The sequence below is a fragment of the Shewanella sp. MBTL60-007 genome (assembly GCF_019654915.1).
Classification (GTDB): domain Bacteria; phylum Pseudomonadota; class Gammaproteobacteria; order Enterobacterales; family Shewanellaceae; genus Shewanella.
The window spans coordinates 100,132-114,800 of sequence record NZ_BPET01000001.1; the positions used below are offsets into that span (position 1 = coordinate 100,132).

Genomic DNA, 14,669 nt, shown 5'->3' on the forward strand with positions numbered 1-14,669 from the left:
ATGGTTATTTCCTATTCATCAACTACTGAGATCTTCGCAGCCAATAAAGTCCTAATCTTGGTCGCTAGAGTCTGTGTCATCTATATAGAGCCAGTGGGTCGCAGCTGGAATATCGATCATTCAGTAGCGCGTCCATGGATTGTGTCGTCAAAACGGATACTCTGACTACCTTCCATGACGTAGTCCCTTAACATAGGGTAGCACTACAACCCGATTATTCATCATCAACTTAGCTAATAGAAAGCTATTTGCGGTGACAATAAAATGACGAGCGTCAGAATTACCGCTTTATGTTATAGCTATTAACGAAATATTCCAAATGTGTTAACTTGCTCATCTGGACAGACCACTTACCAAGAAAGGACGCAAAGATGAGTCATGACTTAGTACGAGTAACCAAAAACGGTGGCATTGCTTATGTGAGTCTTAATCGACCTGAAAAGTATAACGCATTGAATTATAAGCTATTCAAAGAGATTGATATCTGTATTAAAAAATTAGCAAAAGACAGATCGCTTACCGCTGTGGTGCTTTTTGGTGAAGGCAATAATTTTAGCTCAGGTTTAGATGTGAAAAGTGTGATGAGCTCGCCATTAGACGCGGTCAAATTATTATTTAAGTTTCTTCCTGGTAACGCTAATTTAGCTCAGCGAGTCTCTATTGGTTGGCGTCGATTGCCAGTTCCCGTTATCGCGGTGCTCGAGGGAGTCTGCTATGGCGGCGGCATGCAAATAGCGCTAGGGGCAGACTTTAGAATCGCCGATCCAGATTGCAAAATGTCGATAATGGAAGCTAAGTGGGGGCTAGTTCCTGATATGGCAGGCCTTGCAGGTTTACGAGAGTTAATGCCAAAAGATCAAGCGCTTAAGCTTACTATGTCGGCAGATGTCTTATCGGCCGAACAGGCTCTATCCATCAATTTGATCACAGCAGTAGAGAATGAACCTTTGGCGGCGGCGACAGCGTTAGCTACTCAATTAGCGCGTACATCCCCCGATGCGAATGCCGCGATTAAGCATAGTATTAACAAGAACTGGTCGAGCTCAATTAGACAATTATTGGGACGTGAGTCTTGGTATCAGGTGCGATTACTCATGGGGAAAAATCGCGTTATTGCAGCATTAAGACAGAGTAAAAAAATCGACAAAACTTATCGAAGTCGGCAATCAGGTTGGTAATTTTTAGGGAATAGTATAATACGTGATCTAACTCACGATTTTTTGTGAATTTTCTGTAGTAGTTAGAGGCTTATTTTACACTCCAGCTTATTCTAGGGTTTTGATGATTAAGCTATCACTTGCTAATCACTTCTTAAAACCTCCCTATCTTAAGTATTGGAATTTATTGAGCTATGCGCGAACTGTTTGAACGTTTTCTCTGGAGCAGCCGTTTATCGGTTATGTTTGGTGTCTTGTCATGTATCGTGGCTGCGTTTGTCGTATTTGCCATGGGACTGAGAGATGTCGTACATATGATTGATCTTATTCTTGGTTATATCTTCAGCGGTAGTCATGCGGTGCGTAACGATTTAGTTATGGTAGTGGTGGAGATTTTAGATACTTTCCTACTCGGCGCGGTATTACTCATTTTTGCATTCGGTTTGTATGAGCTGTTTATCAACAATCTTAAAGGTGCCAGTCAGAGTGAAGCGGCAGGTAAGATCTTGATTATCAGTAGTATCGATTCACTAAAGAGCAAGTTGGGCAAAGTGATCTTAATGATGTTAATCATTAAGGTGTTCTCTTTCTTTACCGATATGAAACCGACCTCTATGTTGGAGCTGCTTTATATGGGCATTACTGTGGTATTGATAGCTGGGGCTTTGAAGCTGAGCAAAGATTAAATTCCACAGGTCATATTTAATAAGATAAAGCCTATCCATTTGGATAGGCTTTATTGATCCTAGTGGCAAACCCTTCGATTAACTCAAGGCAGTTACCCCAAGCCACCTTAAGGGTTAAGTCTAAGGCTAATACTTGCTGACTATATCGGCTGGGCATATTAGCTGGTGCCAGTGTTAATCGCTGCACCTGAGTGGCAAGGGATTGTGCTGTGCCATCTTTAGATTGAATATCTAATACCGGAATGGAGAGTGCCGCCAGTTTTTCTGGTAGCGCTTGGTTAGCCGATTCCAGCTCGCTATAGGGATTCACTATCACCATCAAGTCGGGCTTAGGTAGACGCTTGGTGTCTAGCAATTCAATGATCAAATCCGCGCTGTCACCTATCGTCACTAGCATTCGCTTACCCGCAAAATGTTTGCCTAAGGTATCGAGTTGAACCATGGAGGCGAGCATAAAGTCTTGCTGCTTAAGTTGGATTTTTTGTGACTCTAAAAGCGCCTGTTGCGTGTCTGGAGTTGTTGCCGTATTAGCAGTATCAGACGCTTCTATTTCAGTGCGGGTATCCAATAGTGGCGGTGGTGTCACCGCCAGAGTTGCCCAGCCTACACTATTTAGCTCGCGCCTAAGGTAGCTGGCTAAACCTGGCGCATCAGCGCGCTCGCCTATGGCGGGCACGATAATGGCTAGCCCAAGCTGTTTCTTACCTATCCAGGGGCGCAGCAGTGCAGGAACGATCTCTTCTTCAACTTGCAGTTGTTTGACTTCATTGGCTGGAAGGTAGTTGTATTCAGGGTGAGATGCCGATGCCATAAAAGAGCCGAGGCAAAGTAGGGCAGCACAAGTGAGACTCATGAGTGACAGGGGCTTAGCTAAAGTAGACAAGAATTTCATACTGGCGACTTAATTTACTGAGATAAGAAGGCGGCTTCAGTATATATGTTTATGGTATTAGCATCATGTGTTTGTAAAAACAGGGCATAAAAAAGCCCTGAAACATCAGGGCTTATTTTAGCTGCGCTAAGTTAGGCTTAGATCTAGCTGACTCGCTTGATCTTAGGCGTGGCTAACTAGTACCAATCTAATCGCGTCAAGTTGTAGCTTGCTGCTGTCTAAATAACGGTTTAGCTCGCTCATCTGTTCGCTTAGGTGGCTTAGCTCTTCGTCACGAATGTTCGGGTTCACCGCTTTTAATGCCTTTAATCGTTCTAGTTCGCCTGATAACTGACTGGTCATTTTTTCACGTGCACAATCGGTTAGGGTTTGCAGCTCGGCAGTTGCCACACTCTCGGCTTTAGCAAGCAGAGGGTGCAAAATTGCCTGTGAAGCATTAACCAACTTGCTGGCGATATGGCGATTCACCGCGCTTAACTGTTTGTTAAAGCTCTCGTAAGTCACGTTGTCAGAGAGGTTGTTGCCGTTCTTATCCAATAACACACGGATAGGTGTTGGTGGTAGGTAACGGTATAGCTGGCTAGACTTAGGCGCTGACGCATCGGCTAGGTAGATAAGCTCTAGGAACACGGTACCCGCAGGCAGTGCCTTGTTCTTCAGTACTGCAACGCTAGTGGTGCCCGTTTCAGATGAAGTGATCAGATCCAGACCAGTTTGCACCAGTGGATGTTCCTGAGTGATCAGTGCGATATCATCACGAGACAGTGCCATCTCACGGTCGAAGGTGACGGTAATGCCATCTTCAGGTAGACCAGGGTAAGTCGGGAACATCATGTGCTCACTTGGATGCAATACGATGGCGTTTTCACCGCTATCTTCCTGCTCGACACCGATAATATCCCACAGACGGATAACCGAGCCGATAAGCTGAGTATCTTCATCTTTGTCTGCTAGGCTTTGCACTAACTTGTTAGCACGCTCACCGCCGTGAGAGTTGATCTCAAGCAGTTTATCGCGGCCTTGTTCCATCGCGACTTTTAGCTCTTGATAACGAGTCTTAGTGCTATTGAGTAAGCTCTCTAAGGTTTCTTGGTCGTTATTAAGCAGACTCTCTAATAGCTCACCAGAGAACTCGTTAAATAGAATATGACCACTTGGACAAGTGCACTCAAAGGCATTTAGCCCTTGGTGATACCACTGCATCAATCTCTCTTGTGCCGTATTAGCTAAGAAAGGTAGGTGGATCTCAACATCGTTCTTCTGACCGATACGATCCAGACGACCGATGCGTTGCTCCAGTAGATCTGGGTTTAGCGGTAGATCGAACAGTACCAAGTTGCTAGCAAACTGGAAGTTACGACCTTCAGAACCGATTTCGCTACAGATAAGTGCTTGTGCGCCGCCAGTTTCTTGCGCGAAATAGGCACCCGCTTTGTCGCGTTCGATGATTGACATGCCTTCATGGAACACGGTTGCTTGAATACCTTCACGGGTACGTAGCGCTTCCTCTAGGCTCAAGGCAGTTTCGGCTTGGCTAGCAATAATGAGTACTTTCTTGCTGCGGTTATTTTTTAAGAAGTCGATTAACCAATCCACACGTGGATCGAACTTCCACCATGCAGCACTGCCACTGTCGAAGTCTTGGTAGATCTTCTCAGGGCTTAATACTTGGCGAACTTTAGCATTAGTGTCTAAATGCTTGTTCATCATAGAGCTAACGCGAGAAGCCGTGATGTATTGCTCAGGCATCTTTTGTGGATGCACATGCAAGTTACGCACAGGGAAGCCTTTTACCGATGCGCGGCTGTTACGGTAAAGCACGCGGCCTGTACCATGACGGTCGAGCAGGTCTTGTAGCAGTTCATCGCGAGCTTGGAAGCGACTATCAGCATCGGCTGCTTCGTCTTGAATGAGAGCGATTGACTCACTGATATCTTTCTCAGACAGTAGCTCGGTTAAGCTGGCTACAGACTCATCCGATAACGACTCGCCAGAGGCTAGCGCATCGGCTGCAGTGGCAACGTCTTTGTAGCTATCCTCTTCTTTAAGGAAGGCTTGGTAGTCGTAGAAGCGATCTGGATCCAGTAGGCGCAGACGAGCAAAGTGGCTCTGGTGACCAAGTTGATCCGGCGTTGCGGTAAGCAGTAACACCCCAGGAATTTCTTCACTTAAGGCTTCAACAATTTGGTAAGCACGGCTTGGTGCTTCTTCCGACCACTCTAAATGATGGGCTTCATCCACTACCATCAGATCCCAGTCTGCATCCAAGGCTTGCTCTAAACGGCGTTTCTTACGCAATAGATCCAGTGAACAGATCACCAGCTGCTCGGTATAGAAAGGGTTATCGTGGTCGGCATAAGCCTCAACGCAGCGGTCTTCATCGAATACCGAGAAGCGTAGGTTAAAGCGGCGCAGCATCTCAACTAACCACTGATGACGCAGAGTATCAGGTACGATAATCAAGATACGCTCGGCGCGTCCTGTCAGTAGTTGCTGATGGATGATTAAACCCGCTTCGATGGTCTTACCTAGGCCCACCTCATCGGCAAGCAATACTCGCGGCGCAAAACGCTGACCCACTTCGTGAGCAATCCACTGTTGATGTGGGATCAATCCAACACGAGGCCCTTGCAGTCCTAGTAGATCAGAGGTCGCTAACTTATTGCGTAGCTGTTGACATTGGTAACGCACATTAAATCTGTCTAGGCGGTCGATTTGCCCGGCGAATAGACGATCTTGTGGCTTATTAAAACGGATATTGTGATTCAACAGGGTTTCACGCAGGCTTACTTGCTCGCCAGTTTCACTATGGGTGCCGTGGTAAATAATCAGTGAATCTTTCTCTTCAACTTCGGTCACTGTTAATTTCCACTCTTCGTGGCTCTCTACGGTGTCGCCCGGGTTGTAAATAACACGAGTAAGTGGGGCTTCGGTACGAGAGAACAATCTGTTCTCGCCTGTCGCTGGGAAAAGAACGGTCACCATGCGACCCTCTACTCCAACTACGGTACCTAAACCTAATTCTGATTCGGTGTCACTGATCCAACGTTGACCTAAGGAAAACGGCATTTAAAACTCTCATATACTGGGTGAATCACAAGGGGCGCGTATGGTATACCAATCGTGAGCATATTGAAAATTGAACCCACTAATATTCGCCCCAATCTGAAATAGTAGTGTACAAAATAATCAGTTGTTCTGGAGTATTTTTTTGTTTCACAGCGCGGTCACATTCCCTCGATATTAATGAATCAAGTTTTACAGCTTAAAAACTATACTGGGCATTGAAGCCGAACAATATTGGTGGCAGTATGAGATAAGGGTTAACAAAAAATTTACAATAAAGGGAGCTAGGCTGAACTCATAATCACAAAAAATTAATGCACAATTGGAGGCGCCATGGAACAAGACGACAGAAAGTTGTTTGTACTGGATACCAACGTATTACTGCATGAACCTTTGGCTATATACTCGTTTAAAGAGCATGACGTAGTCGTGCCTATGACAGTTCTAGAAGAGCTGGACTTAATTAAAGATAGAAAGCGAGATGTGAGCCGTGATGCAAGAGTTGCGATTAGAGCATTAGAAGATATTTTAGGAGGACAGACGACACCCGAACAGATAGTACAAGGCGTTCCGCTGCCAAGCCGAGAAGGCCATGGTGACGCTTCAGGCACCCTGTCGATTTTCCCCGACCATCAGATAGAGTTTACCATCGGCAGTATGCCCGGTGACAACAACGATAACCGCATCATCAATACCGCGCTGCATCTACAGCAGTTACATCAACCCCGTAAAGTGGTGCTGGTCACCAAAGATATCAATATGCGTCTCAAGGCCAAGGGCGCGGGCATTCAGCAGGTAGAAGATTATCGCACTGACCAGTTGATTGATGATATTCGTTTCCTTACCAAAGGTTTCCACCGTTTCTCTGGGAGTTTCTGGGAGAGTACCGATGATGTCACCACCGAAAGCGATGGCCGCCATACGGTGCACAGCGTGCCGATAGATAAGCTCGGTGATGACACCTTCTATACCAATCAGTATCTATTGGATGATAGCGATGATTTTTGTGGACGCATTGTCGAGAAGACTGATGCTGAACTAAAATTTTTAGATTTGGGGCAAGAGAGATTACTTAACCTTGAGGCGTGGGGGATCAGGCCGAAGAATGTCTATCAAGGTATGGCGATGCAGGCCTTACTGGATCCAGCGATAGATTTAGTCATCTTAACGGGTCCCGCAGGGTGTGGTAAAACCTTGTTAGCTTTAGCCGCAGCACTGGAGTTGGTGGTCGAGCGAGCTCAGTATGAAAAGGTTATCGTCACTCGAAATACCCCAGAGATCGCCGAGTCTATCGGTTTCCTCCCCGGTACCGAGGAGGAGAAGATGGCACCTTGGTTGGGAGCGATCACCGATACCCTAGAGGTATTGCATAAGCATGATGTCAATCCTAATGGCAGTATGAATTACATTATGGATAAGGCCAATATTCAGTTTAAGTCGATTAACTTTATGCGCGGCCGCTCGATTCAAAACTCTGTGGTTATCCTCGATGAGTGCCAAAATCTAACTGCATCGCAAATTAAGACTATGATCACCCGAATGGGTGAGGGTACTAAGCTTATTTGTAGTGGTAACTTGGCGCAGATCGACTCAAACTACTTAACTGCAGTCACTTCGGGGCTTACCTATATCGTTGAACGGTTTAAGGATTTCGATGGTAGTGCCAATATCTATTTAAATGGTGTGGTTCGTTCTCGTTTAGCCGAGTTTGCCGAAGAAAACCTCTAGTGAATGTTGTAATTTGCTATTCAAGTTACGCTTAACAAAACCGTAGGAATTGGCCTCATTGGATATGGGGCCTTTTTATCACCTATTAGTTATGTTTTTAGGCTATGATTGAAAGCTATCTTCCTGATATTATTGGTTCGAGCCGAGAACTGTTTGGCGCATATTTTGATTGCTCACGAGAGAGAATTACCAAGGGTTGTAAATGAAACGGAATGAGCCGACTCTTCAGCTAAAGTCAACGATTCAAAAGAACTATAACAGAGCGGTTTTTTACACCTATATCGGGGTAATCATCATGGCTTTGGCAACGGCTTGGATGTCGTTTGACCGCCAAAAAGCGCAACTGATCCAGCAGACCGAAGAGTTGGTTGAGCGTCATGTTTTGCAGGTGGATCTACTACTCGAGTCGAGCATTCGTGCGGTTAAGAGCCTGCGCAACGTGGCGGTAGATCATCTCAGGTTAGGCGAGTTGGTGCGTAAAGAGCGCTTACCTCAGTATGAAAAGTTTAACGAGAGTGGCCAGTTTTTTACCCTAGAGCCTAGTTACGCCAAGAGTGGCGAGCCCTTTACCAACATGGGACGCATCACAGGCGCGGGTTCACTCAATGGCCGCAGCGATAAGTTTTATCAAGAGTTGGAGATGCTATTCGAGCTATCTCTGTCTTTTCCGGTCGCCAATGAAGCAGCACCTAAAGCCTCTTCTATCTATTACATCTCTAAACGCCGCATCATGTCTTACTTTCCGTGGCCGTCGGATGAGCAGCGCTTTCGTGATGAGCTGCTGAATAAGAAACAGTTTCAGTTAGTAACTCCGGCTAACAACCCCCAGCGCAGCGTGGCTTGGAGCCCCGCCTATGTTGAAGCCACGGGGAAAGGGCTATTAACCACCCTAGGTGTACCTATCTATCTCGAAGATGAGTTTATCGGTTCGATCAACTTAGATATGACGTTGGCATCGCTGCGTAAGCAAATTCGTCTCTATTTTAAGATGCCGGGCACGGTGATCTTGCTGGATCAGAATAATAATATTCTGACCCACAGCGATATCGATAACTCGGATATTAATCGGGTCTATCATATCAGTCAGAAGATCCCATCAGAACTGCACTCGATCCCTGAGTCAGAACTCTTCGATGCCCATGACGGCATGATCCGCAATGGTTATTACATTCACTCGGTGGCGCTGCATAATGCTCCGTGGCGCTTGCTCTACCTGCAAGATGTCGATGAATTATTTAAAGATTCATGGGAAAAATTGGAGCTTACCTTCGTGTTGGTGGTGATGGCGTTATCGGTATTGGTAACGATCGTTCACTGGTTGACTCGTCGTTCATTCGTCAACCCAGCCTCTAGATTACTGACCCATCTAGAGGAGTGCTCGGCCGAGCCAATCAAGCCGCCAGAGAAAATAACCGTTGGTTGGGCGCCATGGTTCCAGTTGGTGAGCCGGATCTTTGAAGAGAACAAGCAGTATACTCGACACCTCGCGGAGCAGAATCGTCGCCTAGATAAGCTGGTGGCTCAGCGCACCGAACGGCTAAAAGACACCACTGAGCAACGTGAGAAGGAATACGCCTTGCTACGTTCTTTGCTGGACTCGATCCCAGAAGCGATTGTCTTTAAAGATAAAGAGGGGCGTTATCTCGGTTGTAACAAATCGGCTGAGCGGATGTTGGGCTTTAGTGAGAGTGAAATGATCGGTCAGCTTTCCGATGCGCTAACACCTGATGAGCAATCAGTGCGTATTCGCGCCGAAGATGAGCGTGTATTGACGGAAAGAACGCCAGTGCGCTATCAAGAGAAGGTTGAGCTTGCGGGTAAACCTGTACTGCTAGATACCTTGAAGCTGCCGTTTTATAACCGTCATGGTGAGCTATTAGGCTTGATTGCCGTCTGGCGTGACGTGACCCGAGAGTACGAGTCTGCAGAGCAACTGCGTCTTTCCGAAGAGCGTTATCATCTTGCCATGGATGCGGTAGAAGATGGTCTATGGGACTGGTATCTAGACTCAGAGCAGATCATCTGCAACCCAGCTTACTATTCGATGCTGGGCTATAAGGTCAATGAATTCCCAGCCTTAGTATCAACCATCGATGAGCTTATCCATCCGGACGATCGTATTCGAGTGGAAGAGTATCGTGAGCAATATCTAGCTAATCCGGTTGGTGCCTATGACATCGAGTTTAGAATGCTAGGTAAGAGTGGTGAGTACCATTGGCTGCTTTCCCGTGGGCGAGTGGTGGAGTACACCCCGAACAAAGAACCTAAGCGTATGGTGGGTACTCATAAGGATATTACCCGTCATAAGCGTAACGAAGTGGCGATGCTCGAGGCTAAGCAGGACGCTGAGATGGCGAACCTGTATAAGAGTGAGTTCCTAGCTAACATGAGCCACGAAATTCGTACACCGATGAACGCCATTATTGGTATGTTGCAGCTGGCACAGCGCACTTCACTCACCGCACAGCAAAAAGATTACCTTGAAAAGGCGGGCTTCTCGGCGCACTCATTGCTACGGATCATCAACGACATCTTGGACTTCTCTAAGATTGAAGCGGGTAAGCTGGAGCTTGAACGTGTGGCCTTCCCGTTAGATAAGGTGCTAGATCACGCGCTGGATCTTAACGCGCTTAAGGCGCAAGAGAAGGGGGTAGAGCTTCTGCTTTATGCACCCGTGACCGCTGGGCTTATCCTAGAAGGTGATCCGCTGCGTCTGGGACAGGTGTTAATTAACTTACTGTCTAATGCGGTTAAGTTTACCCAGTCCGGCGAAATTGAGCTTGGCTGTGAAGATGTGGGTGAGCGCGATCACCGTATCACCCTTAAGTTCTGGATCCGCGATACTGGGATCGGCATTAGCAAAGAGCAGCAGGCGACCCTTTTCGATGCCTTTGCGCAGGCTGATGGCTCTACCACCCGTAAATATGGTGGTACCGGACTTGGCTTATCTATCAGTAAGCATTTAGTGTCTATGATGGGCGGTCAGATGCAGGTTGAAAGTGAGATGGGGGTGGGCAGTACCTTTAGCTTTACCATCAGCTTTGAGATTGCCGAAGAGGCCGAGGTACAACCTTTAGTCGTGCCCGAAACCTTAGGTAACTTAAAGACCTTGGTTATCGATGATAACCCAACTGCGCTGCAGATCTATTCGAGTGTGATGCGCGACTTCCACTTTAATGTCGATACTGCCGCCAGTGGGCCTGAGGGACTGTATAAGTTAACTAAGAATCCTGTCGATCTTCTACTCGTTGATTGGATGATGCCAGAGATGGACGGCATAGAGGTGATCAAAGAGATCGATGAGATGGTGGCCGATGGTCGCTTGGCAAAACGGCCGATCATCATGATGATGACAGCTTATGCTGCAGAGCCGATACAAAAAGACGTAGAAGGTGCCAATGTGTTCGCCTTGCTACAAAAGCCATTTAAGGCTTCAACACTATTCGATGAGGTTATCTCAGCCTTCGCCGATGAGCCGAGCTTAAACCCACTCCCGGAAAGTGTTGAGGAGGCGGCCGATGAAGACACTGGCTATGTGTTATTAGTTGAAGATAACTTTATCAATCAGCAGGTGGCGACCGAGCTACTCAAGAGTGCGGGTTATACGGTGGATGTGGCTGAAAATGGCCAGATAGCCTTGGATATGATCGATAAAGCCAACTATGACGCGGTGTTAATGGATATTCAGATGCCAGTGATGGATGGCCTCACCGCCACCAAGGAGCTGCGTAAGCGTTACTCTGCAGAAGAGTTACCTGTGATTGCTATGACGGCCCATGCCATGTCAGGCGACAGAGAGAAGAGCTTGGCGGCGGGCATGAATGCGCACATTACTAAGCCTATCGTGCTCACAGAGCTGTTTGATACCTTAAGCCATTGGATCGCAGAATGCGGTAGGAAATCTTAAGTCCTGAGTTAACTCAGTCTGTGCTGGGTATGAGGCGCTAATTGATACTTATTCAAATAGACTAATATAGGCTTGCTAAAGTGCAAGCCTATTTATTAAGCTAAACCCCATTCATTATATAAAGTAAATAAACTCATTAATAATAAAGGCTATTGTAGGCAGCGAATACGATAGCGACCAACAAGGATCAAGGAGATCGAATGAGACCCTACAAGCTCGCACTGGCAATTGCGCTCGCCGTCGTGCCTATGACTAGTGCTGTGGCTGCCACCACGACAAACACTGCCACATTGATTAAAAAAAGTCAGGCAGCAACAGGTTTCATCAATCTGTTTTACGAAGAAGCATCGGGGGAACTCTACCTCGAAGCCAATAAATTAGATCAACCTTTTTTAATGCTCACCAGCCTGCCCCATGGTGTCGGCTCCAATGATATCGGTCTCGACAGAGGTCAGCTTGGCCGCACCCGCATGGTGCAGTTTGAGCGCCACGGCCCCTATCTGATTTTAAAGCAGCTTAATACCTACTACCGCGCCAATACTGACAACGCCGCTGAGCAGCGCGCGGTAAAAGAGGCCTTTGCCGAGTCAGTTTTATGGCGTGGCAAAGTGGTAACGGGTAAACGTAATCTGGTGGCGATCAATGACTTAGTTGTTAACGATCTACATGGCATTAGCGATGTACTAGAACGAACTAAGCAGGGCAACTATCAGCTAGATCCATCAAAATCGTTGATCTTGCCTGAAGGGGTAAAATCCTTCGAGCGCAACAGCGATATCGACGTACTTCTGACCTTTAATGCAGCTAAAGGAGGCAACTACGTCGCTCAGGTGACCCCCGATGCTAAGCACCTATCTGTGCGTCTGCGCTACTCATTTGTTGCGCTACCCGAAGAGGGCTATCAGGCACGCGCTTATCATCCTTTAAGTGGCTACTTGTCAGATGAATATCTCGATTACGGCACCCGTGTCGATGAAGATATTCGTCAGCGCTTTATTCTACGTCATCGCTTAGAAAAAGTGACTCCAGGTAGCGCGCCAAGCCAAGTGGTTAAACCTATTACCTATTATCTCGATCCTGGCGTACCTGAGCCGATTCGAACGGCACTTCTAGAGGGAGCAAGCTGGTGGGAGGAAGCATTTACCGATGCGGGCTTTATCAATGGTTTTAAGGTTGAATTACTGCCGGAAGATGCCGATCCGCAGGATGTGCGTTACAACGTGATCCAGTGGGTACACCGCGCGACTCGTGGCTGGTCTTATGGTTCTGCTGTGACCGATCCGCGCACTGGTGAAATTATTAAGGGCCATGTGACACTCGGTAGTCAACGTGTGCGCCAAGATCACCTGATCGCACGTGGCCTAACCGCAGGTTGGGAAGATAGAGCCGCTGCAGACGAGGCTTCGATGGAGCTGGCGCTGGCGCGCATTCGCCAACTGTCAGCCCATGAAGTTGGCCATACATTAGGACTGGATCATAACTTCGCGGCATCGAGCAATAACAATGCCTCGGTGATGGACTACCCGCACCCTATGGTGACTATCAATGACGACAAAATTGATATCAGTAAGCCTTACGATGAAGGTGTTGGCGAATGGGATAAATATACCGTGGCCTATGGGTATGGCGAGTACGGCGCAGCCGAAGAGCAAGCCCAAGGACTCGCTAAGCTCAGAGACGATGTCGCTATACAGGGGCTGAGATATATAGGTGAGGCTGACTCACGTAGCGCGGGGGCGAGCAATGCTTACGCTAGCCTTTGGGATAACGGCAGCGATCCTGTGGCGGAGCTGACACGACTCGGCGAGGTGCGCGCCAAAGCTATTGAGGACTTTTCAGCAGAAGCCTTACTTGCAGAGCAACCACAAGGTGAGCTGCAAGATGCGTTTGTGCCTATCTATCTACTGACGCGCTTTCAGATCGCTGCAGCAGCCAAAATGCTAGGCGGCACTGACTATAACTATAGTGACAATATCGATGGCAGTACTTGGCACTATATTGCGCCAGCCATTCAGCAACAGGCATTAGAAGCCCTGTTAGCGACTCTGTCGCCTGAAGCGCTAGTGGTCGATGAAGAGCTGCAACAGCTATTAGTACCAAAGGCGGGTAACTATTATAAGACTCGCGAGAGCTTCGATTCTGGCTTAGGCGTCATTACCGATCCTGTCGGTATGGCGGAAGTTTTGAGTCGCTTAACCCTGTCGCAAATCTATGCGGCCGAGCGCATCAATCGTGTCAATCAGGCTTACCTGAGTGATAAGGAGCAGCTGTCGGTGACTAAGTTGACCGATAAGGTATTGGCGGCCACGCTATTTAGCGATATTCCAACAGGGGCTGAACTGGGCGTGTGGATGCGGGTGAATACCGTGACTGTCGATAGTCTGTTAGCGGCTTTGCATGATCCCAAGACCAGACCCGAAGTGAAAGCTCAATTAGCAGAACGATTAGCTTATACGGTGAAGCAGCTTAAGCGTAAGGTGAAGCGAGTGAGTAGTTATGAAGCCGCTCATTATGCATGGCTACAGCAAGGCATCGAGAAGGGGCTTACGGATGCTAAGCATAAGCTGATTACTAAGCCATTGGCGCTGCCTCCGGGATCGCCGATCTAACCTCTGTATTTAGTTAGTGAGTTACTCGATAAAAAAAGCGCGAATATTCGCGCTTTTTTTATCTTAGAAATTTGTGCTGCCGTTGAAACTATTTCACTATCTCTTTGTCTACCCTGTAGATTTAATTTTTCAATTATTGATTAATGGCCAGACGTATAGCTCATTGGGTATTACTTATCTCCTTGCTGGGGCAGTTTTTGCTGACTCCGGCAATGGCGTTGCCCGATCAGTTACACTTGCTCGGTCAGCATCAACTACAACAGCTTGAAGAGCACTTGCAGCAATCTGTTACTCAGACTGATATAGAGCCTAGTTTAGCTAAGGGCGAGCTTTCGCTAAATGATATGAGCGCCGCTATTAAGGACTTGAGTCTATATAATTTGGTTGCTGAAATTGGTGAGCAAGTGAGTACAACCCTGTGTGAAGCCAGTTGTCAGATGCTGTCTTCTGGTCACTGCACTAACCACAGTAGTTGCGCACCTGGGCTAGGTTCAATGTGTGTTTTGTTGCTAAAACAGAACATTAGCCAAGAACAAATAGACGGACCAAGCTGGTCAGTTAAAACCGTTAAGCTTCATGTTGTTACGCCTCCTCCAAACGCATAACTAGTTGTTAAATTTTCAG

The 14,669-nt window shown here is 47.2% G+C and carries 9 protein-coding genes; 7 read left to right on the forward strand and 2 right to left on the reverse strand.

The window, feature by feature from the left end:
* From K5Q92_RS00480 to K5Q92_RS00490, 3 genes are all read left to right on the forward strand, one after another.
* Positions 1-165 (forward strand): hypothetical protein, encoded by a 165-nt coding sequence (locus tag K5Q92_RS00480; protein ID WP_220767092.1) that lies wholly within the window; start codon positions 1-3, stop codon positions 163-165.
* A 206-nt stretch (positions 166-371) separates the two neighbouring features.
* Positions 372-1,178 (forward strand): crotonase/enoyl-CoA hydratase family protein, encoded by an 807-nt coding sequence (locus K5Q92_RS00485; protein ID WP_220767093.1) that lies wholly within the window; start codon positions 372-374, stop codon positions 1,176-1,178.
* A 173-nt stretch (positions 1,179-1,351) separates the two neighbouring features.
* Positions 1,352-1,843, forward strand: a complete 492-nt coding sequence (locus K5Q92_RS00490; RefSeq protein ID WP_220767094.1) for a YqhA family protein — start codon at positions 1,352-1,354, stop codon at positions 1,841-1,843.
* A 31-nt stretch (positions 1,844-1,874) separates the two neighbouring features.
* Here K5Q92_RS00490 and K5Q92_RS00495 read toward each other — a convergent pair whose 3' ends face one another.
* Both K5Q92_RS00495 and rapA read right to left on the reverse strand, forming a co-directional pair.
* Positions 1,875-2,654, reverse strand: coding sequence for an alpha/beta hydrolase family protein (locus tag K5Q92_RS00495; protein WP_259649444.1), 780 nt, complete (start codon positions 2,652-2,654; stop codon positions 1,875-1,877).
* Between the two features lie 243 nt (positions 2,655-2,897).
* Positions 2,898-5,804, reverse strand: a complete 2,907-nt coding sequence (gene rapA, locus K5Q92_RS00500; protein WP_220767096.1) for an RNA polymerase-associated protein RapA — start codon at positions 5,802-5,804, stop codon at positions 2,898-2,900.
* A 330-nt stretch (positions 5,805-6,134) separates the two neighbouring features.
* Between rapA and K5Q92_RS00505 the strand changes: the two genes are divergently transcribed.
* The 4 genes from K5Q92_RS00505 to K5Q92_RS00520 all read left to right on the forward strand — a co-directional run bounded on the left by K5Q92_RS00505 (position 6,135) and on the right by K5Q92_RS00520 (position 14,650).
* Positions 6,135-7,529 (forward strand): PhoH family protein, encoded by a 1,395-nt coding sequence (locus K5Q92_RS00505; RefSeq protein ID WP_220767097.1) that lies wholly within the window; start codon positions 6,135-6,137, stop codon positions 7,527-7,529.
* Between the two features lie 202 nt (positions 7,530-7,731).
* Positions 7,732-11,436, forward strand: a complete 3,705-nt coding sequence (locus K5Q92_RS00510) for a response regulator (RefSeq protein ID WP_220767098.1) — start codon at positions 7,732-7,734, stop codon at positions 11,434-11,436.
* A 200-nt stretch (positions 11,437-11,636) separates the two neighbouring features.
* Positions 11,637-14,045, forward strand: a complete 2,409-nt coding sequence (locus K5Q92_RS00515; protein WP_220767099.1) for a zinc-dependent metalloprotease — start codon at positions 11,637-11,639, stop codon at positions 14,043-14,045.
* A 143-nt stretch (positions 14,046-14,188) separates the two neighbouring features.
* Positions 14,189-14,650, forward strand: coding sequence for a hypothetical protein (locus tag K5Q92_RS00520; RefSeq protein ID WP_220767100.1), 462 nt, complete (start codon positions 14,189-14,191; stop codon positions 14,648-14,650).
* The last annotated feature ends 19 nt before the right edge of the window (positions 14,651-14,669 follow it).